This window comes from Burkholderia torrens, from assembly GCF_984668525.1.
Genome location: NZ_OZ480211.1, coordinates 451,013 through 477,091 on the forward strand (window position 1 = coordinate 451,013; position 26,079 = coordinate 477,091).

A 26,079-nucleotide genomic window follows, 5' to 3' on the forward strand; every position below is an offset into this window, starting at 1 on the left:
GGGGTCGTCGATGGAAGAATTGCTGCCGTATTACGAGCGCGAATTATCGTTTTTGCGGCGCTATTCGCGAGATTTCGCCGAACGCTATCCGAAGATCGCGGCGCGGCTCGCGCTGTCCGGCGAGCATTGCGAGGATCCGCACGTCGAGCGGATGATCGAGTCGTTCGCGCTGCTCGGCGCGCGCATCAACAAGAAACTCGACGACGACTACCCCGAATTCACCGAGGCGCTGCTGGAAGTGCTGTATCCGCACTACCTGCGGCCGTTTCCGTCGTGTTCGATCGCGCAGTTCACGCCGGCTTCGCCCGGCCAGCAGACCGAACCGGTCGTGATCGATCGCGGCACCGAACTGAAGAGCCGCCCGATCCGCGGCGTGCAGTGCCGGTTCCGCACCGCCTACGACGTGACGCTCGCGCCGATCCGCATTTCGGAAGCCCGTTATACGCCGGTCGCGCTCGCGCCGAGCGCGACGGTGCTGCCGTCGAACGCGACGGGCGTGATCTCGATCACGTTCGAATCGCTCGCCGCGCAGCTCGATCTCGGCGCGCTGAAGCTGTCGACGCTGCGCGCGCACCTGCACGGCGAGCAGTCGTTCGTCGCCGCGCTCACCGACTGCCTGTTCGTCAACGTGCTCGGCGCGTATGTCGAGCCCGAACGCAACGGCCGCTGGACCGCGCTGCGCAAGCTGCCGATCGCGCAAGCCGGCTTCGACGAAGACGACGCGCTGATCGACTATCCGGCGAAATCGCATCCCGCGTATCGCCTGCTCACCGAATATTTCGCGTTCCCCGACAAGTTCGATTTCGTCGATTTCGATCTCGCGGCGATCACGCGCGCGTCGGGCCGCTGCCAGCGCGCGACGCTGCATCTCGTGCTGCAGGACGTGCGCAGCGATTCGCACGTCGCGCGGCTGCTCGAGCTGCTGACACCGAGCCATTTCCGGCTGTTCTGCACACCGATCGTCAACCTGTTCCGCCAGCACGGCGAACCGATCCGCATTACGCACCGGGCGGTGTCATACCCGGTGATCGCCGAGGCGCGGCGCGCGTTCGCGTACGAGGTGTACTCGATCGACTCGGTGAAGCTCGTCCGGCAGCAGGCGCATGAAGAGTCGGTGATCGAGTTCCGGCCGTTCTACTCGCTGCATCACGGCGAATCGGCGCGGATCGGCCACTACTGGTTCGCGCGCCGCAACGACTGGGTCGCGCAGAAGAGCCCCGGCTACGAAACCGAGATCTCGATCGTCGACATCGACTTCGAGCCGACGTCGCCGCAAACCGACACGCTGAGCCTCGACCTCACCTGCACGAACCGCGACCTGCCGGCGATGCTCGCGTTCGGCCTCGAGGGCGGCGACCTGTTCCAGGAAGGCGGTGCGCAGACGAGCGGCATCTCGCTGCTGCGCCGCCCGACGCAGAGCGTGCGCTTCGAGCGCGGCCGCGCCGCGCACTGGCGGCTCGTGTCGCATCTCGCGCTCAATCACGTGTCGCTGGTCGCGCACGGCCTCGCGCCGCTGAAGGAAATGCTGACGCTGTACGACCTGCGGCGCACGGCCGTGTCGATGCGCCAGATCGACGGGCTGGCCGGCGTCGAGCAGCGCGGCGCCGTGCAGTGGCTGCCCGGCAAGCCGTTCGCGACCTTCGTGCGCGGCATCGAGATCCGGCTGACGATCGACGAGGAGCACTTCGTCGGCGCGAGCCTCGCGTCGTTCGTGCGCGTGCTCGACAGCTTCTTCGGGCTGTACGTCCACCTCAACAGTTTCGTTCAATTGGTCGTCGTGTCGAAGCGCACCGGCGAGGAGATCATCCGATGCAAGCCCCGAACCGGCGAATCGATCCTGGCGTAGTCGACGCGCTGCTCGACGAGCCGCACCGCTTCGAGTTCTTCCAGGCGGTGCGCGTGCTCGAAGGGCTGTTCGCGCGGCAGGCTTCGGATGCGCCCGGCGCGTGGCGGCAGGGCGACGTGGTCGCGCAGCGCATCGAATTCCGCAACACGCTGTCGCTCGGCTTTCCGCCGAGCGAGATCGAACGCGTGCGTTCGTTCGACGACGACGGCATGCTGCTCGATTCGGACGAGCAGCGCGGCGCCGCGCTCGCGGCCGGCGAGCTCGGCCACGTCGAGCTGACGCCCGCGTTCTTCGGGCTGCTCGGCGGGCAGGGCGCGCTGCCGCTGCATTACACCGAGCAGATCGTCGCGCGCGAGCACCTGCGGCGCGATCACGCGGCGCGTGCGTTCTTCGACGTGTTCTCGAACCGCGCGACCGCGCTGTTCTACGCGGCGTGGAAGAAATACCGGCTGCCGTTCCATTACGAGCTCGACCGCGACGAGCGCTATCTGCCGCTGCTGCTCGCGATCGCGGGGGTGCCGAGCGACGAGGTGCGCGACAGCCTCGCGGCCGGCTCGGGCGGCGTGCTCGACGAGGCCGTCGCCGGCTACGCGCTGGCCGCGCGGCACCGGCCGATGTCGGCTGCGTACCTGCAGCGCGCGCTGTCCGATTACTTCCGCGTGCCGGTGAAGATCGACCAGTTCGTCGGCAAGTGGTACGACGTGCCGCCCAACCAGCTGAGCGTGCTCGGCGAAGTCAACGCGGTGCTCGGCGCGACGGCGCTCGTCGGCGAACGCGTCTGGCAGCGCGACATGCGTGCACGGATCGTCGTCGGCCCGCTGTCCAAGCGCGACTACGAGGCATTCCTGCCTGGCGGCGCGCAGGCCATCGCGCTCGAGCGGATGCTGACGTTGCTCGCGGGCGTCACGCTCGAGTACGAGGTGATGCTCGTGCTGAAGCGCACCGAGGTCGGCGCCAGCGTGCTCGGCGCGGGCTCGCGGCTCGGCTGGGATGCGTTCCTCTGCACGCGCGACGCGCCCGAGGACCGCTCCGACGCACGCTACGAACTGCACGTGATTCACTGATTCCGAACGACAACAACACGCAATCGAACCTGAGATCGACGCCATGAGCACGCCTCTGAAGACCCTGATCACCAAACTGAACCCGCTGTGCCGGCACGCGACCGAGCGTGCGGCAAGCGCGTGCCTGGCGCGCGGCCATTACGAGGTCGATCTGGAGCACCTGTTCCTCGCGCTGCTCGAGGAGCCGGCCGGCGATCTGCCGCTCGCGCTGCGCGCGAGCCGTGTCGATCCGCATGCGCTGCGTGCCGATCTCGAGCGCGAGCTCACGCGCCTGAAGACCGGAAACACGCGTACGCCGGTGTTCTCCGTGCACCTGATCGCGCTGTTCGAGCAGGCGTGGCTGATCGCATCGCTCGATTCGCAGCTCGGCCGCATCCGTTCGGGGCACTTGCTGCTCGCACTGTTGACCGCGCCGGATCTCGCGCAGTTCGCGCAGCGGATGTCGTCGCAGTTCGCGGAAGTGAACGTGACGGACCTGAAGCACAAGTTCGACGAGGTCGTGGCCGGGTCGAGCGAGGCCGCGCCGCGCCAGTCCGACACGGACGACGGCGGCGCGGCGCCGGCCGCCGACGGTGCGGCACCCGCGGCCGGCCCGTCGAAGACGCCCGCGCTCGACACGTACACGACCAACCTCACGCAGCGCGCGCGCGACGGCAAGATCGATCCGGTGATCGGCCGCGAAGCGGAGATCCGCCAGGCGATCGACATCCTGATGCGCCGCCGCCAGAACAACCCGATCATGACCGGCGAGGCCGGCGTCGGCAAAACCGCGGTCGTCGAAGGGCTCGCGCTGCGGATCGCGGCCGACGATGTCCCGCCGCCGCTGCGCGGTGTGGCACTGCACGTGCTCGACATGGGGCTGCTGCAGGCCGGCGCAAGCGTGAAGGGCGAGTTCGAGAACCGCCTGAAGAGCGTGATCGACGAAGTGAAGAAGAGCGCGCATCCGATCATCCTGTTCATCGACGAGGCGCATACGATCATCGGCGCGGGCGGCCAGGCCGGCCAGAACGACGCGGCGAACCTGCTGAAGCCGGCGCTGGCGCGCGGCGAGCTGCGCACGATCGCCGCGACGACGTGGAGCGAATACAAGAAGTACTTCGAGAAGGACGCGGCGCTCGCGCGGCGCTTCCAGGTCGTGAAGGTCGAGGAGCCGAGCGAGCCGCTCGCGGCCGCGATGCTGCGCGGGATGTCGGGCCTGATGGAGAAGCACTTCAACGTGCGGATCCTCGACGATGCGATCACCGAGGCCGTGCGCCTGTCGCACCGCTACATCAGCGGCCGCCAGCTGCCCGACAAGGCAATCAGCGTGCTCGACACCGCGTGCGCGAAGGTCGCGCTCGCGCACAGCGCGACGCCGGCCGCGATCGACGACACGAAGAAGCGGATCGAGCGGATCGATGCGGAAATCGCGTCGCTGGAGCGCGAGGCAGCGGGCGGCGCGCCGCACGACGAGCGGCTGGCCGAGCTGCGCGGCGCGCGCGACACGGCACTCGAACAACTCGCGAAGGATGAAGAACGCTACGAAGCCGAGCGTGCGATCGTCGCCGAGATCACCGAACTGCGCGACACGCTCGACAAGGCGCGCGGCCCGTTGGAAGACGGCCAGCCGGTCGACGTGCAGGCCACCCGCGACAAGCTCGCCGAACGCGTCGCGGCGCTGCATGCGCTGCAGGGCGGCGAGCCGATGGTGCCGCTGCAGGTCGACGGCCACGTCGTCGCCGAGATCGTCGCCGCGTGGACGGGCATTCCGCTCGGCCGGATGGTGAAGGATGAAATCGACACCGTGCTGAACCTGCAGCCGCTGCTCGCCGCGCGCGTGATCGGCCAGGACCATGCGCTGGAGGCGATCGCGCAGCGCGTGCGCACCGCGACCGCGAACCTCGAGGATCCGAACAAGCCGCGCGGCGTGTTCATGTTCGTCGGGCCGTCGGGCGTCGGCAAGACCGAAACGGCGCTGGCGCTGGCCGACATCCTGTACGGCGGCGAGCGCAAGATGGTCACGATCAACATGAGCGAGTACCAGGAAGCGCACAGCGTGTCGGGCCTGAAAGGCTCGCCCCCCGGCTACGTCGGCTACGGCGAAGGCGGCGTGCTGACCGAGGCCGTGCGTCGCAACCCGTATTCGGTCGTGTTGCTCGACGAGGTCGAGAAGGCGCACCCCGACGTGCTCGAGATGTTCTTCCAGGTGTTCGACAAGGGCGTGATGGACGACGCGGAAGGGCGCGAGATCGACTTCCGCAACACGCTGATCATCCTGACGTCGAACGTCGGGTCGGCCGCGGTGATGCAGGCTTGCCTGAACAAGCCGGCCGACGAGCTGCCCGATCCGGACACGCTCGCCGAGACGCTGCGCCCGCAGCTGTACAAGACGTTCAAGCCTGCGTTCCTCGGGCGCATGAAGGTCGTGCCCTACTATCCGATTTCCGACGACGTGCTGGTCGAGATCATCGAGTTGAAGCTCGAGCGCATCCGCCGCCGGATCGAGGCGAACCACAAGGCCGCGTTCGAATGGGACGAGTCGCTCGTCGAGGCGGTGCTCGCGCGCTGCACCGAGGTCGACTCGGGCGCCCGCAACGTCGACCATATCCTGAACGGCACGCTGCTGCCGGAGATCGCGGGCCACGTGCTCGGCCGGATCGCCGACGGCGAAGCCATCGCGCGCATCGCGGTGCGCGCGGACGAGGCCGGCGAATTCGCCTATACGGTCGAATGAGCCCCCGCACGCGACATCTCATGCATCAACGGATTCACTGAACCATGCCGATCAATCTCCCCGAGCTGCTGACGCCGATCAGCGACGCGTCGCCCAGCGGCGACGACCTGCTGTTTTCGAACGAATTCGACGCGATCCAGGACGCGCGGCGCTACGACGATCCGACGCTCGACCAGGGCGAATGGGTGACCGAGATCAAGGAGGCCGACTGGGGCTTCGTCGTCGACCAGGCGGGCGAACTGCTGCGCACGCGCACCAAGGACCTGCGGCTCGGCGTGTGGCTGACCGAAGCGCTCGCGCTCGAGGACGGCATCACCGGCCTCACCGAAGGCTATGCGCTGCTCGAGGGCCTGTGCCGCGAGTTCTGGGATACCGTGCATCCGCTGCCCGAAGGCGAGGACACCGAATACCGGCTCGGCAACGTCGCGTGGCTCTCCGGCCGCACGGCCGAGCTGCTGCGCGCGGTGCCGATGACGGACGGTGCGTCGAACGCGTTCAGCACGCTCGACTGGGAAGTGGCGCAGCACGTCGCGCAGTCGATCAAGCGGGACCCCGATCACGCGGACGAGATCGCGCGCGGCAAGCCGTCGCTCGACCAGATCGATTCGTCGCGGCGCGTGACGCCGATCGCGTTCTACACGACGCTGCTGGCGAACCTGAAGGCGTTCGAATTCGCGCTCGATGCGTTCGAGGAGCGGCTCGTCGAGCGCGCGGGAGATTCGGCGCCGAGCTTCCGGCAGGCGCGCGACGCGTTCGAGACCGTATACCGGCTCGCCGAGCGCTTTGCACGCGAGCAGGGCTATACGGGCAGCGCACCGCACTCGCAAGCGGCGCCGCAGGCGCAGCCCGAGCGTATCGAGCCGGTTTTCGGCAATCCGATCCAGACCGAGGAGACCCACGTGCAGCAGCAGACCGCTTCGCGTCCTCCGGTGACGCAGATGATCGCCGGCATCCAGAACCGTGCGCAGGCCGTCGACCAGCTGCGTGCGGTCGCACGTTATTTCCGCCAGACCGAGCCGCACAGCCCGGTCGCGTATCTCGCCGACAAGGCGGCCGAATGGGCCGACATGCCGCTGCACAAGTGGCTCGAGAGCGTCGTGAAGGACGACGGGTCGCTGTCGCATATTCGCGAGTTGCTGGGCGTGAGGCCGGACGAGCAGGCGTAAACGCAAAACGGGTGGCGCATTGCTGCCGCCACCCGTCGGGTGCCGTGCCGCGCCGCTTCGCCATCGAGCGAGCGGCCGGCCGATTCTCTGTTACTGCCCCACCCGGAACTCGATCCGCCGATTCCTCGCCCTGCCATCGGCCGTATCATTCGGCGCGATCGGCTGATCCGGGCCCACCCCCGTCGTCGTCATCTGCTGCGGCGGAATACTCTTCGTGATCAGGTAACCCTTCACCGCATCCGCGCGCGCCTGGCTCAGCGCGATGTTCGACGTCCGGTTCCCCGAGTTGTCGGTGTGGCCGATGATGTCGACCGTGCGGTTCTGCATCTTCGCGAGCGCGGCCGCCATCTGGTCGAGGATCAGCCGGCCCTGCGGCGTCAGCGTCGCGCTGCCGGTCTCGAACTCGATCGTCCGGTTCGCGAGCGTCTGGTCGAGCACGCCCTGCTCGGACGCCGACACGCGCAGCCCGTTCTTGATCGTATACGTCGGGTTCAGCGTGTTCGCCATGTCGCTCGCGAGCTGCTGGCGCTGCGCCTCGTTGTGCACCTCGCCCTTCATCTCGATCTGCGTGCCGTTGATCTTCAACTGGCCCTTGCTGATCTGCTTGAGCTGCGCGCCGAGCAGCTTCTGCACGTTGGCGCTCCAGTTCGGCGGCGTCGCGACGTCGCCGACCTCGATCTGGTCGACGACGTTCGCCGCGCCGTAGGTATCGCGCAGCTTCTGCAGCACGGCGGCCTTGGTCGCCTCGTCGGGCACCTTGCCGCCGGCCACGACCTGGCCGGGCGTCGCGTTCGCGGGCGGCGGCGTGATCGTGCCGGCCGTGCCGTGCACCACCGTGCCGGATGCGGCGCCGGCGTTCGGGTTCGACGACGGCAGCGCGGTCGTCGCGACCGTGCCGTTGCCGACCGGCGTGACGGTCGCGCCGGTGTTCTGCGCGAAAGCCGCACCGCTGGCGACGAGGCCGGCGGCGAAGAGCGCGGCGAGGGCGGGCGAGAAGGCGACCGGAAAACGGGTGCGCCGGGCGTGAATCGTGCGATGCATCCCGTCAGCCTCCGATGAACGCTTCGCGGAACGCGTCGATGGCGACACGCAGCGAGAGTTGCGGTTGGTCGAGGTAGCTGACGAGCTTGCTGATCTGCTGATCGTTTTGCGCATGGGCGTCGATCCACTCGGGATCGTCGATGTCGATGTTGTGGGCGGCGTAGGTCTGCGGGTCGACCACGCTCAGCAGCGTCTTGGCCGACGCGCCGTTGAAGCCGATGATGAGCCGTTCGCGCTCGGCGATCGTGCCGATGAAGATCGCGAGCTCGAAGTCGGCCTGCGCGACGAACGGCGCGATCAATTCGAGCCAGAACGCGGCGACGAGGCTGCGGTAGAACGGATCGACCGGCAGCGGCAGCGTGAGGCCGCGTTCGATGTGCGACGAGCCGCTCTGCATCACCGGCCGCAGCAGCGAGCCGAGCGCGAGCATCGCGCCGCGCAGCCGCACCGGATGACCGCTTTCGAGCAGCATCTGCTGGAGGCCGTACAGCGACTGGTGTTCGACGAAATCGTTGAAGGTGCCGTCATGCGACGTGCCGGGGCCGCCGACGTCGATCGGCACCTGCGTGTCGCCGAGCGCCTGCAGCGCGCCGGGCGGTTCGTCCTTGCCGAGCAGCGGCGGGATCTGCGTGGCGACGCGCGACCACAGCCGCGCGAACGCGAGCGGGCTGCGCGCGAGGAACGCGATCGGCCGGTCGACCTCGAGCGCGGTCGCGCCGAGGAACGGGAAGCGGCGCATCGACACGTCGTGGCTCGCGACCATGTGGCCTGCGATCGCGAGCTTGCTGCGCGAGCCGAGGAACGCGAAATGCATCGGCTTCGCATCCTCGTAGACGATCTTCCAGCGCGGATCTTCCGCGAGCAGCTCCAGCGCCTGCGCGATCCAGTGGTCGAGCGTCTGCAGCAGCTGCGGATTGTGTGCGCTCTTGACGAAGTCGCCGCGCGACGGAATCTTGCCGAAGTAGGCGATTTGCGCCTGAACGGTTTGCGTCATTGCGCCCCCTGTGCATTCGTTGCGTTGGCGGCCGCGACGGCCGGCGCCGCGGCCGGCGTGCCCGTGCCGGCGGACTGGGTTGCATTCTGCGCGGCGCCGGTGCTCGCGTCGGCGACCGACGACGGCAGCTGCAGGCCGCGCAGGCTCTGCTGCTGCGGCTGGTCACCGCCGCCGCTGGACGGTTGCGACGTGCTGATGATGCGCATCGTCACCGACACGTTCACGCTGCCCTGCGCCCACGTGAGGTCGAAGGTGCCGTCCGGGCGGCGCTTGCGCTGCGCCGAATTGATCAGCTTCTCGAGACCGTAGCGGCCCGGCTCGTTGACGAGCTGCACCGTGCGGCCGTCGAAGGTCGTCGCGGACAGCGTCGCGCCCGGCGAGCCCTGCGGGTTCGGCCACACAAAGTTGGTCCACTGCGGCGGCGTGTTGCGGTAGCGCAGTTGCTGGCCGTCGATCGCGATCGTGTATTCCGTCGTGCCCGTGCTCGGCTGCGGCAGGATCTGGAACACGGTCTGCGGCTCGGACGACGCTGCCGCGCTGCCGGCGGCACCGCCTGCGAGCGGCGCGACCCAGCGTGCGAAGCCGTTCGTGAAGTCCGGCGTGAGGCCGATGCCCATGTCGCCCCACGTGCGGGCGGCGAGCGTGTCGCCGCGGCGCACCGCGAGCGGCCCGAGCGTCGTGCCGACGAACTTCGCGATCGAGCCGTCCGGACCGAACACCTGGGCGATCTCGCCGGCGCCGGCCTCGACCTTCGCGCTCGCCGCGAACGGGTACTTCGTCGCGAGCGAGTTCTGGAACGGCTGGTAGACCTGCGCGTTCCACACCTTGTTGACTTCTGCGCTGGCCGGCTGGATCACGACCGCGAACGCCTGCATCAGCGGCCGCACGAGCAGCGGACGCAGCGACTTGCGTTGCGAATCGGTGAGGCCCGTCAGCATCTGCTCGTCGACGAGCTTCAGCGAATCGGCGAGTTCCGAACCGTTGCCGTCGAGCGTCTGCTGCATCAGCTGGCGCGCGCCCGGGCCCGGGTCGCCCTGGTTCTTGATCACGTTGAAGCGGGTACGGACCTTCGACAGCGAATCCATGTAGCCCTTGAGCATCGACGTGCCGTCATGCGTCGCGACGATCCGCGCGAGCCCGATGAACTCCTGGCCGATCGGACCCATCGGCACCTCGGCCGGATTGCCGTTGATGTCGATGTTGGCGGCCGCCACCTGGCCGGCCTGCGAGCGCGAGAACAGCTGCTTGACCCAGTTCACGACGCCCGTCTGCGCCTTCTTGATCGCCACGTTCGCGAGCGACGGGTTGTCCCACGAGGTCTGGTCGTACGCGGTCTCGAGGATCTTGCGGATCGGCGAATCCTGCGGGTCGCCGAGGCGGTTCATCCCGTCGACGGCCTGGCCGAAGCTGCTGAAGCCCTGCACCGCGATGCCCTGCATGAACTTCTGCCAGTGCTGCGCGTACTCGGTCTTGTACATGCCGACGAGCGTCTTCTGGATCTGCTCGGGGCTGCCCTCGAGCGTCAGGTCGTCCTGCGTCGACGTGTTCAGCACCCAGTCCTTCGCCTGCAGCTCCTTGGTCGCCGCGTCGCGGATCGCCGGCTGCACGTAGTCGAACCACGCTTCGCGCGTGAACGTGCCCGGAATCGCATAGCTGCCGGCCACGAGCGACTGGTTGCCGTCGCCGACGATGCGCGCGATGGTCATCGGCGCGAAGCGGGTCGACGCGCGTGCCTTGATTTCCTCGTAGACGCGCTGGCGGGCCGGCATGCCGCGCACGACGCGGCGCAGGTTCTCGCGGGTCTGGTCGACGAGCGCGAGGTTCGCGTCGATCATCGGCCAGTCGTTGTCGTTCACGCGGGACAGGTAGAACGAGATCATGCGCTCGGCGCTCTTGATCATCTCGTCACGCGGCATGTTGCCGCGATTCGTCTCGAGCCAGCCGCGCCAGAAGCGGGCGAGCTGGTCGGTCAGGTGCGCCTGCTCGACGTGACGCTTGTCGGACAGCATCAGGTACGTCTTCAGCGCGTTGTACGCGTCCTGGACGTTGGTCGGCGACGCGTCGCTGTAGAGCCCGCCCTGCGGTGCGGCAGCCTGTTGCGGGGCGGCGGCCGGCGCCGTGCCGGACGCGGCCAGTGCGGCGCCGGCCTGCGGCGCGGCGCCTGCCGCGTTGGTCGAGACCGGAATCGCGCCGCCCTGCACGGCGCCCGATTCGGGCGGGCGCGTCATCGGCACGAGCTGCTCGGGGTGCGCGTTCACATCCTTCATGAACGACGCGAGGTTCTGCGACACGGGGGCCAGCAGGATCTGGCGCACGCCGTTGTAGTACTCGGTCAGCAGATGCTGCTCGAGACGGTCGCCCTGGTACAGGCCGAGCGATACCGACAGCGGCTTGTCGCGACGGAACTGCTCGAGCTGTTCGATCCGGTCCTCGAGGATGTCCATCGCCTGCAGGCGCGACTGCAGGTCGTTGCGGCCCTGCTGCAGGCGCGTGACGTTGTCGAGGTCGGCCTGCACGTTCGACACGAGCTGCTGGTTGCCGATCGTCGACCAGGTCCAGCCGCCGAGCGCGAGCGCGAGCGCCGCGACGAAGCCGAAGAAGGTCGCGTAGCGCAGCCGCGTCTTGGTCGGGCTCGCGAACTGGCGCACCGTCTGGCGGTCGGCGAAGATCACCTTCGAGAACAGGTCGCGCAGGAAGAAGCCGTTCTTCGAGAACGCGCTGTGCGGCTTCGGCAGTGCGCTTCCGTCGAGGCCGAAGCGGTGCGCGATGCGCTGCGCGGCCGCGCTGTTGGTTTCGCCTTCCTGCAGCGCGCTGGTGAAGTAGAAGCCGCGGAAAATCGGCTTGTACTGGAACGGGTTGTTCTCGAACAGCGTCGCGAGGAACGCGCGCAGCGACGGCTTGATCGTCGAGAATTCGAGCGGGAAGCTCAGCTGGCCCGGCGACAGCTGGTTGCCGCGCGACAGCGACAGCTGCGCGACGCTGATTTCCTTCAGCCCTTCGTACAGCTCCTCGAAGTGCGTGTCGAACTGTGCGACGACGTCACGCTTGTCGTCGGGCTCGTAGGGCAGGGTGGCGCCCCACACGCGGTCGTACTCGTGCTTGTCGCTGCTGCTGAAGAACTCGGTGAAGCCGGTGATCAGGTCGGCCTTCGTGAACATCACGTAGACCGGCGCGAACACTTCCAGCTTTTCGGTCAGCTCCTGAACGCGCTGACGGAGGTTTTTCGCGAGGTTGATCGCGAATTCGGGGCGGTTGCCGGTGAGTTCGGCGATGCTCGCGGTGACGATGATGCCGTTGATCGGTGCCTTCGGGCGATAGCGCTTGAGCAGGCCGAGGAAACCGAGCCACTCGCTGCGGTCTTCCTCGTGCACCGAGTAGCGGCCGGCCGTGTCGAGCAGGATGCCTTCGGTCGTGAAGAACCAGTCGCAGTTACGCGTGCCGCCGATACCGTGGATCACGGCGCTGTTCTTGTCCGCGAACGGAAATTGCAGGCCGGAGTTGAGCACGGCGCTGCTCTTGCCCGCGGCCGGGTTGCCGATCACGATGTACCACGGCAGTTCGTACAGCGCGGAGCCGCCCGACACCTGGCCGATCTTCGACGTCTTGATCGTCTTCACCGCATCCGACAGGCGCGTGCGGAGCACGTCGAGGTCGGCGGTCTTCGAATCGGGCGCGAGCGCGGCGGCGGCGGGCGCGGTGATCTTGCCGGTTTCCGCCTGCTCTTCGAGCACCTGGCCGAGCTGCTGGTTCGCGCGCTTCACGCGCCAGCGGCGCCACAGCGCGACGACGAGCCACAGCGCGAGGATCGCCGCGAACGCGATCGCCGCCCACAGGAGCGGCAGCTGCAGCATGTCGGCGACGATGAAGAGGATCGCCGCTAGCGCGACGATCCCGACAATCGAGAGCGTACGCGGATGAGTCAGCACGTTGAGGATGCGTTGCATAGGACGTTCAGGTTCCGGTGCGATTCGGTGAGGCGACGCAGGCGCGCCGAGCGGCAAGGGTGGCGCCGCGATGTGTCGCCATGCTGTCAAACGGGATGAAGGGGGCTGGCATCAATGCGCCCGCGGCATCGGAGAAGGCGCGCGCATTAATGAAAGGACGCTGTGAGATTTAAAACGGAAGCGGCGGCCGGAAAAAATCGCGCACCGGAATGCCCGATTTTTTGTGTCGCCCATATCGTTTCCTGCCGCGATATTAAGAAGCCCCATGCCGCCCTCATTATTTCCTGTCCGGCAGCCCTGGCTAGCTGCCGCGTCCCAGTTTAAAACCGGGTTTATGGTATTCCACGTGCCCGAGATCCATCATTTTCCATCGGCCGCCCCAGGTCAGGCCGACTTCTTCGGCGACCTGGCCGTACAACTGGTAGCCGCGCATCGCCCAGGGATCTTTCTCGGAAATGACCAGCTTGCCGTCGCGCAGGAATGCGTTGTCGGCCGCCAGCCCGAATTGGTGATAACTCTGGAAGGCTGCCGCGTTGGTCACGTTGCCGCCCATTTGCGCCAGCCGGTTCTGCCGTTCCGGGCTTCGGTACCCTTCCAGCAGCGCCATTTCATAACCGTGCTGTTCGTGCATGATCTTGTAGACCAGCAGCAAACGCGTACGGAAATCCGGGTCCAGCAGGTTCCAGTCGCGGCTCGCATCCTTCAGCGCCGGGCGTATCTGCTCGACTTCCTTGGTGGCGAAGACTTCCGGCGGCAGCGGCGGCGGCGGCACGAGCTGCTCGCCCTGCAGCAGCGCGGCGATCTTCTCGTCGGGCACGCGCGCCGTGTCGTCGTACTGGAACAATTGCCGGCCGCGTAAAGCAATGGCGACCAATGGCGGCGTCGCAAGAATACCTGCCGATACCATAATCATCAAGCGCCGGCGAACCAGTAAATTTTGCACATCGTTTAATGCGCCGCGCGTCGCGCTTGCCGATTTAACAATCTGACTCCGCGTACGCGCGGCGCGATCGTTCGCACGGCGCGTAAGACGGCCGTGAAACTGGGCGACGGATTCGAAAACGGCCGCGCGGATACCCGGTAAAAGCAACAGTGCCGCGACCGCTACGGCAAGGGCGAAATAGGCGACGAGTGCGACGGCAATCAAAGAAATCCCCGGAAATTGGAATTGATTGTGTTTTGCAATGCTTGCTCTTAGAATCAGGCTGCTTCGAGAGGCCGGGCTATATTATCGCGGTGAATTAAACCAGGATTCAATGAGACGCTGAATGAGTGCGCCGGAAAATTCAAATTCGAAAACTCCGCCCAGCCTGCTGTCCGATACGAAACCGGCAGGCGAGGGAGGACCTCAGCAGTCGCGCATTCTCGCGAATCTGGAAGGCCGTGTCACGCCGCCCGCCGAACCGCCGCGCCGTTCGCTGAAGGCGCCGATCGCCGCTGTCGTCGCATTGGTGGTCGCCGTCGGTGGCTGGGGCGCGTGGCGCATGCAGCAGCACTCGGGCGAGCAGGTCGTCGCCGCGACGGCCGCCGCTGAGCCCGCCGCAGCCGCGCCGGCCAAGGCCGTACCGGCCAGCAGCGCCGCCGCGCAGGTCGCGCAGAATGGTGCATCCGCGGCGTCCGCCGTCCAACCGGCCACGATCGTCAACGACGATTCGGCTTCCCAGACCGTTGCATCCGCATCGGCCGCGTCCGCCGCGGACGGCAGCCGCCTGTCGCGCGCACTGGCCAACGGCGCCGCCGACGCATCGGGCGCAGCCACCGCCGGTGCAGCCGCAGCCGCCACGGCCGCCGCCGTCGCGACGACCAAGGCTGCGAAGGCCGATGCCGCGAAGAACACGAAGGTCGCGGCGCACGGCAAGGCCGACACGAAGGCCGAATCAAAGGCCGAGGCCCGCAAGCATCGGAGGGAACAAGAGGCGGAGCTCGCGCAGGCGAAGAAGCGCCGCGACGCGACGCCGACCCGTACCGCGAAAGCGGCCAAGGACGATCCGGATGCCGATCTGCTCGCGGCGCTAGTCGCGCGCACGAAGCCGGCCGACAAGAAACTCGCCGCGCAGAAGGGGCAGGTCGTGCCGACCAAGACGGCGGCGACGACCGGCTCGCTGTCGTCGCGCGTGAAGGAATGTTCGGAACGCGGTTTCTTCGAAGACCAGCTGTGCCGCTGGCGCGTGTGCGACGGCCACTGGGGCAAGGACCCCGCGTGCCCGAGCGCCGCGCAGTCGGAGACGCGGCAGTAACGCGTCTTGCACCTGCCGCCATGAATGGTCCGCGCCGCCCGTTGGGCGGCGCGTTGCTTTTGGGGCGAGGAGGCTGCCGGTATGATGCGGCACGATGCTGTCACGCGCGCGTCACGCGCGTCGGGCATACGTCTCCTTTCTTTTCCCGGCGCGGGCCCGCGACCCGCGATGTGCGGCGCGTCGCGCGCCGCACGACCTTCGACACGATGGACCTGATCGTACAGACTTACGGCGCCGATACGTCCGGCATGGTGTGCGGCTTCCGCTTCGTTCCGGGCGGCTCCGGCGCGACGCTCGATGCCGACGCGGCCGCCGCGTGGCTGCGCACGTGCCGCGCGCACGATGCGGGCGCGTCGGGCGATTTCGTCTGGCTGCACTTCAATCTCGCGCATGGTGCGAGCGAGCGCTGGATGCGCACGCATCTCGGGTTGCCCGACAGTTTCTTCGAGTTTCTCCACGAAGGGTCGCGTTCGACCCGCATCGAGCAGGAAGACGGCGCGCTGCGCGCGGTCGTCAACGACGTGATGTTCAATCTCGAGCTGACGCCGTCGGAGATCGCGACGCTGTTCGTCCACGTCGAGCAGCGCATCATGGTGACCGCGCGGCTCAAGCCGCTGCGCTCGGTCGACACGCTGCGCGCGTGCGTGCGCGACGGCGAGCAGTTCAGGTCGCCCGCGGAACTGCTCGTGCACCTGCTGCGCGACCAGGCCGACCTGCTGATCCAGATCATGCGGCGGACGAGCATCGACGTCGACCGCATCGAGGATCGCTTCCTGTCGCAGCGGCTCACGTCGAGCCGCATCGAGCTCGGTGCGATGCGCCGCACGCTGACGCGCCTGCAGCGCATGCTCGCGCCGGAACCCGGTTCGATCTTCCGGCTGCTCGCGAAGCCGCCCGCGTGGCTGCACCTGGAAGACGTGCAGGAGCTGCGCGAATCGACCGAAGAGTTCTCGCTGGTGCTCGCCGACCTGGCGGGGCTCAACGAGCGGATCAAGCTGTTGCAGGAAGAGATCGGCTCGCGTCTCGACGAACAGAACAACCGGACGCTGTTCACGCTGACGCTCGTGACCGTGATCGCATTGCCGATCAACATCGTCGCCGGCTTCTTCGGGATGAACGTCGGCGGCGTGCCGTTTTCCGAAAACAAGCACGGCTTCTGGCTGATGGTGCTGCTCGTCGCGGGCTTCACCGCGCTCGCCGCATGGTGGGCGTTCCGCCGCCGCGACGACCGCTAGCGTGCCCGCGGCAGCCGCGGCGGCCCGTCAACGCAGCAGCGCGATCGCGCGCTCGCCGATCACCATCCCGAGCAGGCCGACGAGCGCGACGAGCGGCGGGGCCGGCGAGCGCACGTGCAGCAGCGCGTACAGCACGCCGACGCCGAGGCCCACCGCGAGCGAAGTCACGTAATCCATCATGGCGGTCTCCCGTGTGGTCTGGTGTCAGGGCTTGAGGATTACGCGCTCGCGCGCACCGGCCAGCACCGCGCGGTACGCGTCGTGCGCGCGCTCGAGCGGGTACACGTAGTCGTCGCCGATCGGGAACGGGCGCAGCGTGCCGTTGCCGAAGCCGGGCGCGAGCGTGTCGAGGATCTGCGCGACCGCCGCGCCGCCGAGCTGCAGCGAATCGATGCCCACGAACGTATGCTGGCCGCGATAGAACGCGAAGATGTCGAACGGCACGCTGCGGTCGATCGTCGAGATGAAGATCTGCCGCGCGCCGATCGCCATCGATGCGTTCGCGGCTTCGAAATACGGGCTGCCGACCGTGTTGTAGACGATGTCCGCGCCGTGGCCGCCAGTCGCCGCGCGCACCGCGTCGGCGACCGGTTCCTTCGACGCGTCGATCATGTGCACGTCGCCCGACGCGTGTCCGCGATAGCCGCCGGCGCTGCGCTCGACGCCGATCACGGTCGCGCCGTGCGCACTCGCGAGCTGGATCGCGGCCTGGCCGACCTTGCCGTTCGCGCCGAACACGAGCACGACGTCGCCGGCTGCCGGCATGCCGGCCCGGCGCAAGCCTTCGTACGCCGTGACGAACGGCACGCCGACGCCGGCTGCTTCGTCGAGCGTCAGCACGGCCGGCTTGCGGCGCACCTGTGCCGCATCGAGCACGAGCCATTCCGCGTGCGAGCCGTTGCGCCCGACGCCGAGATCGCCGCCCGAGCCCCACACCGGCGCGCCGATCCAGCCGTCCGGGCCGCTGCGCACGATGCCGGCCCAGTCGCGCCCGGGCGTGCGCGGCCACACCGCGTGCGGCATGCGGCCGAGCGCGGCCTTCACGTCGCTCGGGTTCACGCCGGCCGCGCGCACCTCGATCAGCATCTGGCCGTCGGCCGGGACGGGCGTGTCGATTTCCCGGACGCGCGCGTCGAGCGACTCGATGTCGGCGGCGGGGACGTCGAAGCGGATGCTGCGCATGATGATCTCCGTGACGGATGGCTGCCGTGCGGCCCGGCGGGCCGGCGCGTGCAGCGGATGAAAAGGATGCGTGCAGTCTAGTCGGCGCGATTTGACGCGGAAACACGCAAAGGCGGATGATTGTTTTGCGATAAACGCATAGCCAAATCCGAAGGCCCCGCATGGACGACTTCCTTTCCCCGCATCTCGCGCTGTTCGTCGACGTGGTCGATCAACAGAGCTTCTCGGCGGCCGCGCGCCGGCTCGGCGTCGCCGCGTCGTCGGTCACGCGGCGCATCGACCGCCTGGAGGCGCAGCTCGGCATCCGCGTCCTGCATCGCACTACGCACGCGCTGCGGCCGACCGAGGCCGGGCAGTTGCTGTACGGGCGCGCGACGCGGATGCTGGCCGAACTGCGCGGCCTGCAGGAAGACCTGCACAGCCAGCACGACGAGCCGAGCGGGCTGCTGCGCGTCGACTGTCCGGCGCCGTTCGGCCGGCGGCACCTGATGGCCGCGCTGGCCGCGTTCATGCAGCGTCATCCGGCGCTGCAGGTCAACCTGGTGCTGACCGACAGCATGGTCGACCTGCAGGGCGCGCGGCTCGGTTCCGACGCCGACCTCGCGGTACGCATCGGTCCGCTCGAGGACACACGCCTCATCGCGACCGTGCTGGCGCCGCAGCGGCGCGTGCTGTGCGCGAGCGAGGCCTATCTCGCGCGGCGTGGCGAGCCCGCATCGCCGGATGCGCTCGCCGCCCACGACTGTCTCGCGTGGCACGGCGCGCCGCCGCCGGGCGCGTGGCGCTTCGGCGAGCGTCGCCACGTGCCGGCGCAGCCGCGGTTTCGCAGCAATCATTCGGAGGCGTTGCTCGAAGCGGCGCTCGACGGGCTCGGTCTCGCGCACCTGCCGACCTGGCTCGCGGGGGACGCGCTGCGCGACGGCCGGTTGCGTGCGGTGCTGCCGCAGTACGCGGCAGTACCCGAACCGGCGACGATTCACGTGCTGCGCCAGCAGGCGCGCGGCAGCGCCCGGACATCGAAACTCGTCGCGTTCCTCGCGACGTGGTTCGCGCAGCCGGCGTGGGATGCCGCGTGGGCGTGACGGCAAGCGGGCGCCGGCCGAAAGAAAAAAGGGCCTCGCACGCGAGGCCCGTCAAAGGTCGGAGAAGCCGGTACGCCGGCCGGCGCCGCTGGCTGCGCGGCGCCGGCCGGCTGCGCACCGTTACTGCGTCACTACCTTGCGCGGCTTGAAGACGCCCTGGTAGTGCAGTGCCGGGCGTTCCTTCGTCGTCAGCTCGACGCCGCCGAAGGTCGGCGTCTGGCGCAGCTTCATCGCGGCCGGCGAAGCGACCGAGCCGATCGACGTCGAGCGCGAGGCCGGCGCGAGGTTGTTCGCGACGAGCAGCGCGGCTTCGCTCTTCAGGTTCGCCAGCAGCACCGGATCGGTCGAGCCGTTGACCTGCGTGAGCAGCCCGCTCCAGGCCGCGTCGCTGTAGTTCACGACGTAGTAGTCGAGACCGCTCGGGTCGGCGACCACGCCCGTGCAGCCGTCGATCCGCGTCTGCGTCTGGGTGTCCTTCAGCGCGAGCGTCGTGCGTTTCGCGAGACCCTGGCCGTACGCGAGCGTGATCGGCACCGTCCACTGCACGCCCGGATACGCGTTCTTGTTCGGGAACGGCTGCTGTTTCAGCGTGACGACCGTCTGGTTCTTCGTCAGGTCGCATTGCGTGTCGAGCGAAATCAGCGGCACGCCGGTCTGGCGCACGTAGCTGTCGCCGATCGCGCCGATCGACTGGCCGCTTTCCTTCGACAGCGCATCCCACAGGCGCTTCGGCGTACCGTTGCCGAACGAGTAGTCGACCAGGTACTGCTGCAGGCCGCGGCGCAATGTCTGCTCGCCGAGATAGTTCTCGAGCGTCTTCAGCACGTGGCCGCCCTTGTCGTACGTGAACGCGCTGGCGCTCAGCACGAAGTCGTTCGACGCCCAGCCGTTGAAGTTCGGCGCGACCGGGAACGCGTTCGGGCCGATGTCACGATTGATCACGCGGTACTTGTTCTTCACCTGGTCGAGCCAGCTGAACTCGTTGGGGAAGAACTGGATCGTCGTCTTCGTCTCGAAGAACGTCGCGAACGACTCGTTGAGCCAGACGTTGTCCCACCAGTCGGCCGTGACGAGATCGCCGAACCACTGGTGCGCGACTTCGTGCGTCAGCACCTCGTTGCCGTAGTGCGACATCGGCTGGCCCGGCTGCGGCAGGATGTCGTCGGCGAACTCGAGAATCGAGCCCCAGTTCTCCATCCCGCCGAAGTTCAGGTCCTTCTGATCCTTGAACGCGTCGTTCGCGGCCACCGTGTCGAACTTCGTCAGCGGCAGCGCGATGCCGGTGTAGCGGTAGTAGAAGTCGAGCGCCTGCTTGGTGCGGTCCATCGCCGGCTTCGCCCAGTCGCTCATGCCCGGCGGCGTGAACACGCGCAGGTGCAGGCCGCCCTTGCCGCCCGGCAGCGGGCTCGTGAAGTCGTCCTCGTACGTGTCGAACAGGCCGCCGCCGAAGAACAGCAGGTACGACGGCATCGGCGGGGTCTTCTCGAACTGCACGAGCTTGTAGCCGCCGCCGACGTTGGTCGACGGCTTCTCGGCCGCGTTCGACACGACGCGCCAGTTCTGCGGCACCTCGGCCGTCACTTCATAGGTCGGGCGGAAGGCCGGTTCGTCCCAGCCTGGGAACCACTGGCGCGACAGGTTGGTTTCGCCCTGCGTCAGGATCGCGCCGCTCGTCTTGCCGTCGGTGCCCTTCAGGTCGACGCGGAACACGCCTTCCGCGGCCGAGCAGCCCGGATACGGATCGTCGCCGCAGCTGCCGCCCGTCTGCGTGGCCGGATCGTCGTACGACTTGAAGTTGATGATGCCCGACCATTCCATGTGCAGCGAATAGTTGCCCGGCGAGATCGAGCCGCTCACGGGGCGCAGCTGGTAGAAGTCGCCCTTGTCCTGCGGCGTCGCGATCAGCTGGATGTTGCCCGGCTGCAGCGTGATGCGGCCGTTCGTGAACTTGATCCGGTGGCCGGCGATCACGATGTTGTTGACCGGCTTCAACACCTTGATTTCGACGTCGGCGCGGCCGTCGAACGCGTTCAGCGCTTCGTTCGGGCGGAACCACAGCCGGTAGTTCACGGGCACCACGGTGTCCGGCAACTCGACAGGCGACACGCTCTTGTCGACGTTGGATGCGCTCGGCGGCGCGGTGACGGCGGGCGACGAGCCCGAATGCGGCGCGCCGGCGGAGCTGAGCGCGGAAGCGGAGCCCGCACCGCCGTCGTCGCCGCCGCACCCGGCGAGTGCCAGTGCGGCGACGAGCGGCAGATAACGCATCTTGCGAATATGGATCGACATGACTGAAACCTCGATTGTGGAAAGAATCGTTCAGTGCTGCGAAAACGCCGGGCAAAGCAATCCCCTCGCCGTTAATCAACAGCGAAAAAATGGCAATGACGGATTATTCGAAAAAAGCGGCGGCCGACTACGTGAAGGTAATCATGGTTTACTGCCCCCTCTGGATTTCCGGATATTGGTTAACTGGCCGGTTCAAAATGGCCGAGCGCGTGTTGTACTGAATTGATTTCGCGCGCACGACACGGGGCCGCACGCCCGGCGTGGGCGCGCAATCCCTTTGAACCGACGACCTACGGGGCTGGCCGGGCCAGTCCGCAGGACGGAAGGAAGGCGTGTTGCCGTTCCGTAAATTCGCCGTCATGCGGCTTCAAGGTTTGTCGGCTTGCTCCAAGGATGCGTAAATATACTTGATGGTTTTGGGTAAAGGAAACGAAAAATTTAGAAAGAGCATCTATTGATTTCTGCGCGCTTCATTGAATGCTGGAAGTCATTAATGCGCTTCCGTTCAGCTGATGATTTCGTAGTTTTAATCTATTAACGATCTTGCGTTGCCGCAGAAACTACGAAATCCGGCGTGGCGCGGCACGCTCGGTACAATGCATCGAAGACCCGTTCACCGATCGCCGCGAGGAGGCCCTTCCATGCCACGTACCCTGTTCCGTTTCGCGCCGCTGCGCGCCATGCCGATGTTGTTCGCCGCCGTGCTGCTGCTCGGCGGTTGCGCGGGGCTGACGCGTGCGCCGCTGAGCGTGTCGGTGGCCGGGCTCGATCCGCTCGTCGGGCAGGGGCTCGAGATGCGCTTCAACCTGAAGTTGCGCGTGCAGAATCCGAACGATGCGCCGATCGACTACGACGGCATCGCGGTCGCGCTCGACCTGAACGGCACGCCGTTCGCGAGCGGCGTCAGCGATCGCGCGGGCACCGTGCCGCGTTTCGGCGAGGCCATGCTCGACGTGCCCGTTTCGGTATCGGCTTTCGCCGCCGCGCGGCAGGCGTGGAACCTTCCCGGCGCGGCCGCGAACGGCGAACTGCCGTATGCGCTGCGCGGCCGGCTCGCGGGCGGCGTGCTCGGCACCGTGCACTTCAACGACGCGGGAACGCTGCGCATGCCTGCCATGCCGGGGTGGGGCGGGTAGCGTCTTGGGTCATGATTCAATGTCGGTCAAATGTGAACAAAATTCACCATTTGACGGTCTTCAACACTCATCTCCGTGGCATGTCGATTTTTGTCAGCGCGGCCCCTACACTTGCCGATGTCCGAGGGTCGGACATTCTTTTAGGGGAAATCCATGGCGGCAAAATTCGAGCTCATGAAGGCCACGAACGGTCAGTACTACTTCCACCTGAAGTCGGGGAACGGCGAGATCATCCTCGCGAGCGAGCGGTACGAGGAGAAAAGCGGCGCGAGAAACGGGATCGCGTCCGTGCGGGAAAATGCGCCGCTCGACGAGCGCTACGAGCGCAAGCTCGCCCGCAACGGCGAGCCCATGTTCAATCTGAAGGCGGCCAACCACCAGATCATCGGCACAAGCGAAACGTACAGCAGCGTGCAGGCGCGCGAGAACGGCATCGCGGCCGTCAAGCGCGATGCGCCCGTTGCGGAAACGTTCGATCTCGCCTGATTGACGATTGCGCCGCGGCGAACGCGCCTTCGGGCAGGCGCCGCGGCGCCCGTTTTGCCGGGTCGGGCAAAGCGCGGTATGGTGTGGTCCGCGCGGTGAATTCCCGCCGCCGTTGAAGTCAACCGTAACCGAGTTCGTGTGACCGATTCCCCTGTTTTCCACTGGACCGACGCCGACGGCGCCGATCATGCCGTGCGCTGGCGCTCCGAAGCCGGCGTGCAACCGCCGAAGCGCGCGGTGCCCGCCGACGATCGCCTCACTGCCGACGCGGCCTACCGCCTTGCGTGCGAGGGCACCGCGCTCGTCTGGCAGGGCGACTTCCAGAATGCGCGCCAGCTCGTGCAGGCGATGGCGCGCCGTGTCGAGCGCAAGCCGAAGAAGGCGAAAGCCGCGGCCGGCGTCGACGCATTCAACCTGCATCGTCTCGCGCAGTCGCAGCGCGCCCGCACGCTCGGGATGCTGCTGATTCCGCTCGACGCCGACTACACGATCCCGCTGCGCCGTGCGCCCGACGTGCGTGCCGCCTGCGAGGAGGCGTACGGCCCCGGCGGCGTGCCGTCGGTCGTGTCGCTGCGCGAACTGCTCGGTCTCGTCGGCGCACACGAGTGGCGCAAGAAGGGCGTACCGATCCCGGCGCTCGGCGGCGCGCCGATCCACCCGCACTACGGCGTGTTCTCGCCGGTGCGCGGCGAATACGTCGACCTCGTCGCGCGCGCGCCGCTGCCGGCCACGTCGCTCGCGTTCGACATCGGCACCGGCACCGGCGTGCTGGCGGCCGTGCTGGCGTCGCGCGGCGTCGAGCGCATCGTCGCGACCGACCAGGATCCGCGTGCGCTGGCCTGCGCGCGCGAGAACGTCGCGCGGCTCGGCCATGCCGGCCAGGTCGACGTCGTCGAAGCCGACCTGTTTCCGGCCGGACGTGCGCCGCTCGTCGTCTGCAACCCGCCGTGGGTGCCGGCCCGGCCGAGCGCGCCGATCGAATACGCGGTCTACGACCCCGACAGCCGCATGCTGCGCGGCTTCCTCGCGGGGCTCGCCGCGCACCTCGAGCCGGGCGGCGAAGGCTGGCTGATCCTGTCCGATTTCGCCGAGCATCTCGGCCTGCGGTCGCGGGAGACGCTGCTGCAATGGATCGACGAGGCGGGCCTCGTCGTGCGCGGCCGCGACGACATCCGCCCCGCGCATCCGAAGTCGACGGACGCCGACGATCCGCTGCATGCGGCGCGCCAGGCCGAAGTCACGTCGCTGTGGCGGCTCGGCGCGCGCGTCTGAGCCTGGCCGCGCATTTTCGGTAAACTGTCGCCATTCCTCACGAATTCCCGCCGCCGGGCCGTGGTCGACCGACCGTGGCCCGGCGCCGCATCACGATGTCGAACAAGACCCACGAAATCCGCCCGGAGCAGTCCGTCGAACTGCTGAAGGAACTGCACATCCTCACCCGCGACGGGAAGCTGAACCAGGACAGCCGCCGCAAGCTGAAGCAGGTCTATCACCTGTTCCAGTTCATCGAGCCGCTGCTCGCCGGCGTGCAGGCCGACAAAGGCAGTGTGACGCTCGTCGATCACGGCGCCGGCAAGTCATACCTCGGCTTCATCCTGTACGACCTATTCTTCAAGCAGCAGCCGGGGCACGGCACGCCGGCGTTCGCGTCGCACGTGTACGGGATCGAGACGCGCGAGGAGCTCGTCACGCGCTCGGCCGAGCTGGCCGCCCGCCTCGGGTTCGGCGGCATGTCGTTCCTGAACCTGTCGGTCGCCGATTCGATCACGTCGCCGCAGTTGCCCGAAACCGTCGACGTTGTCACCGCGCTGCACGCGTGCGACACGGCGACCGACGACGCGATCCGCTTCGCGCTCGCGAAGCGTGCGCAGCACATCGTGCTCGTGCCGTGCTGCCAGGCGGAAGTCGCGGGCGTGCTGCGCAAGAACAAGGGCAAGTCGCTCGCGAACGCGTTGACCGAGGTGTGGCGGCATCCGCTGCATACGCGTGAATTCGGCAGCCAGATCACCAACGTGCTGCGCTGCCTGCAACTCGAAGCGCACGGCTACCAGGTCAGCGTGACCGAGCTGGTCGGCTGGGAGCATTCGATGAAGAACGAGCTGATCATCGCGCAGTACAAGAACCTGCCGCGCCGGCGCCCCGGCGAGCGGCTGAACGAGATCCTCGGCATGTTCGGCCTGGCCGAACTGAACGAGCGCTTCTTCGTGGCGGAAGCCGCGGCGGCAGGCGGCGAAGCCGTCGAGCCGGCCGAAGGCTGACGCGCAGCCCACGCGGCGCACGCCGCAAGTTGCACGCTCCCGTTGCACGGCGCACGTGACACGCCGTGTCAGACGTCGTCGCCCGGCCGGCGCATCCATTCGCGCCAGCCGTCGTGGCCGAGGCGGCGCAGCGTTTCCTGATTCCTTTCGTAGATCGCGGACGCGTCCGGGAACGCGTCGACCGCGCGCGCGATGCTGTCTTCGCGCAGCAGGTGCAGGATCGGGTACGGCGCGCGGTTCGTGTAGTTCTCGATGTCGTCGGGCTCGCTGCCTTCGAATCGGTATTGCGGGTGGAAGCTCGCAATCTGCAGCACGCCGTCGAGCCGCAATTGCTGCACGAGCCGCTCGGCAAAGAACAGCGCGTCGTTGTAGTCGACGAAATCGGCGAACGCATGCGGGTAGATCACGAGCGTCGTATCGACCTGCTGCGGGTCCGCCGCCTCGAGCGCGCGCAGCTCGGTCTCGAGTTCGGCGAGCGCGTCTTCCAGCGTCGTCGCGTCGCTGATCGCGTAGCGCACCTGTTCCTTCACATAGACGCTTTTCGCGAACGGGCACAGGTTGAGCCCGATCACCGCGCGCGCGAGCCAGTGCCGCGTGGCGGCGAGGATGTCGTCGTGCGATTCGGGGCGGGTGTCGGTCATCGTGAAACCAGTCGGGCGGAAGAGCGGCGAGGGCCGCATTGTAGCGGGCCCGCCGGGCTCGGGCGGATGCGCGTCGTCAAGCGCACGCGGCTTCGATCAGCTGCGTGACGAGCGCGGGCGCCGTGCCGATCGGCGTTTCGCCGTGCCGGTACGTCTGGCTCGCCGCGTAGATGCCTTCGACGATCAACGCGAGCGCGTCGGCCAGCGCCTTCGGCTGCCGCGCACCGGCGCCTTCGCACAGCGCGACGAGCCGGTTCATCAACTGTTCCTTGTTCTGCGCGACGCGCTCGCGCGCCGGGTGCGACGCATCCGGGAATTCGGCGGCGACGTTGACGAACGGGCAGCCGCGATAGTCCTTCTGCGTCGCGCGCTCGGCTAGATCGACGAAATACTGGATCAGCTGCGCCTTCGGCTGGCCGGGGTGCTTCGCGGCGCTCGTGTCGAGGCGCTCGAAGAAGCACGCGTCCATCCGTTCCAGATACGCGAGAATCAGCTCGTCCTTCGACGAAAACTGGCGGTACAGGCTCATCTTGTTGACGCCCGCGCGCTCCACCACCGCCTCGACGCCGACGGTGCGGACGCCTTCCCTGTAAAACAGCTCCTCGGCGGCGCGCAGCAGGTGCTCCTGCGCGGTGGCGCCGTCGATCGGCCGGCGCGTGCGGCGCGCCGGCGGTTTGGCGATCTCGATGCCCGACATGATGACCCTCGGCTGCATAGTGGAATGGCTTGACATGTTACCGACTGGTCACTACGATCGCAACACAC

At 67.6% G+C, this 26,079-nt stretch carries 21 protein-coding genes; 12 read left to right on the forward strand and 9 right to left on the reverse strand.

Features of this window, described 5'->3' with window-relative positions; translation table 11 throughout:
* Positions 1 to 10: 10 nt before the first annotated feature.
* The 4 genes from tssF to tssA are packed head-to-tail and all read left to right on the forward strand — an operon-like array spanning position 11 to position 6,789.
* Positions 11 to 1,846 carry a type VI secretion system baseplate subunit TssF gene (tssF, locus tag AC5LXX_RS02090; protein ID WP_493410334.1) on the forward strand — a complete coding sequence of 612 codons (1,836 nt, stop codon included), beginning with the start codon at positions 11 to 13 and terminating at the stop codon, positions 1,844 to 1,846.
* Positions 1,810 to 2,910: a type VI secretion system baseplate subunit TssG gene (gene tssG, locus AC5LXX_RS02095; protein WP_493410335.1), complete on the forward strand. Its 1,101-nt coding sequence runs from the start codon at positions 1,810 to 1,812 to the stop codon at positions 2,908 to 2,910. Before tssF ends, tssG begins: the two co-directional genes overlap by 37 nt.
* A gap of 43 nt (positions 2,911 to 2,953) precedes the next feature.
* A complete protein-coding gene (tssH, locus tag AC5LXX_RS02100; protein WP_493410336.1) occupies positions 2,954 to 5,623 on the forward strand; it encodes a type VI secretion system ATPase TssH in 2,670 nt (889 codons plus the stop codon).
* A 44-nt stretch (positions 5,624 to 5,667) separates the two neighbouring features.
* Positions 5,668 to 6,789, forward strand: coding sequence for a type VI secretion system protein TssA (gene tssA, locus AC5LXX_RS02105; protein WP_493410337.1), 1,122 nt, complete (start codon positions 5,668 to 5,670; stop codon positions 6,787 to 6,789).
* A gap of 90 nt (positions 6,790 to 6,879) precedes the next feature.
* On the opposite strand, the gene AC5LXX_RS02110 is transcribed toward tssA, so the two are convergent.
* The 4 genes from AC5LXX_RS02110 to AC5LXX_RS02125 all read right to left on the reverse strand — a co-directional run bounded on the left by AC5LXX_RS02110 (position 6,880) and on the right by AC5LXX_RS02125 (position 13,915).
* Complete coding sequence (locus AC5LXX_RS02110; protein ID WP_493410338.1) at positions 6,880 to 7,830, reverse strand: OmpA family protein; 951 nt, start codon at positions 7,828 to 7,830, stop codon at positions 6,880 to 6,882.
* 4 nt (positions 7,831 to 7,834) lie between these two features.
* Positions 7,835 to 8,824: a type VI secretion system-associated protein TagF gene (tagF, locus tag AC5LXX_RS02115; protein ID WP_124453244.1), complete on the reverse strand. Its 990-nt coding sequence runs from the start codon at positions 8,822 to 8,824 to the stop codon at positions 7,835 to 7,837.
* Entirely contained in the window at positions 8,821 to 12,768 is a 3,948-nt protein-coding gene (gene tssM / locus AC5LXX_RS02120; RefSeq protein WP_493410339.1) for a type VI secretion system membrane subunit TssM, read from the reverse strand. Before tssM ends, tagF begins: the two co-directional genes overlap by 4 nt.
* Before the next feature lie 301 nt (positions 12,769 to 13,069).
* Complete coding sequence (locus tag AC5LXX_RS02125; protein ID WP_493402186.1) at positions 13,070 to 13,915, reverse strand: M15 family metallopeptidase; 846 nt, start codon at positions 13,913 to 13,915, stop codon at positions 13,070 to 13,072.
* A 121-nt stretch (positions 13,916 to 14,036) separates the two neighbouring features.
* Between AC5LXX_RS02125 and AC5LXX_RS02130 the strand changes: the two genes are divergently transcribed.
* Positions 14,037 to 15,005: a phage tail protein gene (locus AC5LXX_RS02130; protein WP_493410340.1), complete on the forward strand. Its 969-nt coding sequence runs from the start codon at positions 14,037 to 14,039 to the stop codon at positions 15,003 to 15,005.
* A gap of 206 nt (positions 15,006 to 15,211) precedes the next feature.
* Positions 15,212 to 16,240 (forward strand): transporter, encoded by a 1,029-nt coding sequence (locus AC5LXX_RS02135; protein ID WP_493410341.1) that lies wholly within the window; start codon positions 15,212 to 15,214, stop codon positions 16,238 to 16,240.
* A gap of 27 nt (positions 16,241 to 16,267) precedes the next feature.
* Here AC5LXX_RS02135 and AC5LXX_RS02140 read toward each other — a convergent pair whose 3' ends face one another.
* Both AC5LXX_RS02140 and AC5LXX_RS02145 read right to left on the reverse strand, forming a co-directional pair.
* On the reverse strand, positions 16,268 to 16,420 hold the full coding sequence (locus AC5LXX_RS02140; RefSeq protein ID WP_081051886.1) for a DUF1427 family protein: 153 nt from the start codon (positions 16,418 to 16,420) through the stop codon (positions 16,268 to 16,270).
* A gap of 24 nt (positions 16,421 to 16,444) precedes the next feature.
* On the reverse strand, positions 16,445 to 17,422 hold the full coding sequence (locus tag AC5LXX_RS02145; protein WP_493410342.1) for a quinone oxidoreductase family protein: 978 nt from the start codon (positions 17,420 to 17,422) through the stop codon (positions 16,445 to 16,447).
* 161 nt (positions 17,423 to 17,583) lie between these two features.
* Between AC5LXX_RS02145 and AC5LXX_RS02150 the strand changes: the two genes are divergently transcribed.
* Positions 17,584 to 18,504, forward strand: coding sequence for a LysR family transcriptional regulator (locus AC5LXX_RS02150; protein ID WP_493410343.1), 921 nt, complete (start codon positions 17,584 to 17,586; stop codon positions 18,502 to 18,504).
* Positions 18,505 to 18,624: 120 nt separating this feature from the next.
* On the opposite strand, the gene AC5LXX_RS02155 is transcribed toward AC5LXX_RS02150, so the two are convergent.
* Positions 18,625 to 20,793: a M1 family metallopeptidase gene (locus AC5LXX_RS02155; protein ID WP_493410344.1), complete on the reverse strand. Its 2,169-nt coding sequence runs from the start codon at positions 20,791 to 20,793 to the stop codon at positions 18,625 to 18,627.
* Between AC5LXX_RS02155 and AC5LXX_RS02160 the strand changes: the two genes are divergently transcribed.
* From AC5LXX_RS02160 to AC5LXX_RS02180, 5 genes are all read left to right on the forward strand, one after another.
* Positions 20,792 to 21,019, forward strand: a complete 228-nt coding sequence (locus AC5LXX_RS02160; protein WP_493410345.1) for a hypothetical protein — start codon at positions 20,792 to 20,794, stop codon at positions 21,017 to 21,019. The genes AC5LXX_RS02155 and AC5LXX_RS02160 overlap by 2 nt on opposite strands.
* A 415-nt stretch (positions 21,020 to 21,434) precedes the next feature.
* Positions 21,435 to 21,929: an LEA/WHy family protein gene (locus AC5LXX_RS02165; protein ID WP_493410346.1), complete on the forward strand. Its 495-nt coding sequence runs from the start codon at positions 21,435 to 21,437 to the stop codon at positions 21,927 to 21,929.
* 153 nt (positions 21,930 to 22,082) lie between these two features.
* The gene (locus AC5LXX_RS02170) at positions 22,083 to 22,415 is read left to right on the forward strand and encodes a YegP family protein (protein WP_493402193.1); all 333 of its coding nucleotides are present in this window, start codon (positions 22,083 to 22,085) and stop codon (positions 22,413 to 22,415) included.
* Between the two features lie 138 nt (positions 22,416 to 22,553).
* Positions 22,554 to 23,687, forward strand: a complete 1,134-nt coding sequence (locus AC5LXX_RS02175; protein ID WP_493410347.1) for a methyltransferase — start codon at positions 22,554 to 22,556, stop codon at positions 23,685 to 23,687.
* A gap of 95 nt (positions 23,688 to 23,782) precedes the next feature.
* On the forward strand, positions 23,783 to 24,673 hold the full coding sequence (locus tag AC5LXX_RS02180; RefSeq protein ID WP_493410348.1) for a class I SAM-dependent methyltransferase: 891 nt from the start codon (positions 23,783 to 23,785) through the stop codon (positions 24,671 to 24,673).
* Between the two features lie 68 nt (positions 24,674 to 24,741).
* Here the strand turns inward: AC5LXX_RS02180 and AC5LXX_RS02185 are convergent, their stop codons facing one another.
* Complete coding sequence (locus tag AC5LXX_RS02185; protein WP_124453212.1) at positions 24,742 to 25,314, reverse strand: DUF1415 domain-containing protein; 573 nt, start codon at positions 25,312 to 25,314, stop codon at positions 24,742 to 24,744.
* 76 nt (positions 25,315 to 25,390) lie between these two features.
* Positions 25,391 to 26,011, reverse strand: coding sequence for a TetR/AcrR family transcriptional regulator (locus AC5LXX_RS02190; protein ID WP_493410349.1), 621 nt, complete (start codon positions 26,009 to 26,011; stop codon positions 25,391 to 25,393).
* Positions 26,012 to 26,079: the final 68 nt, after the last annotated feature.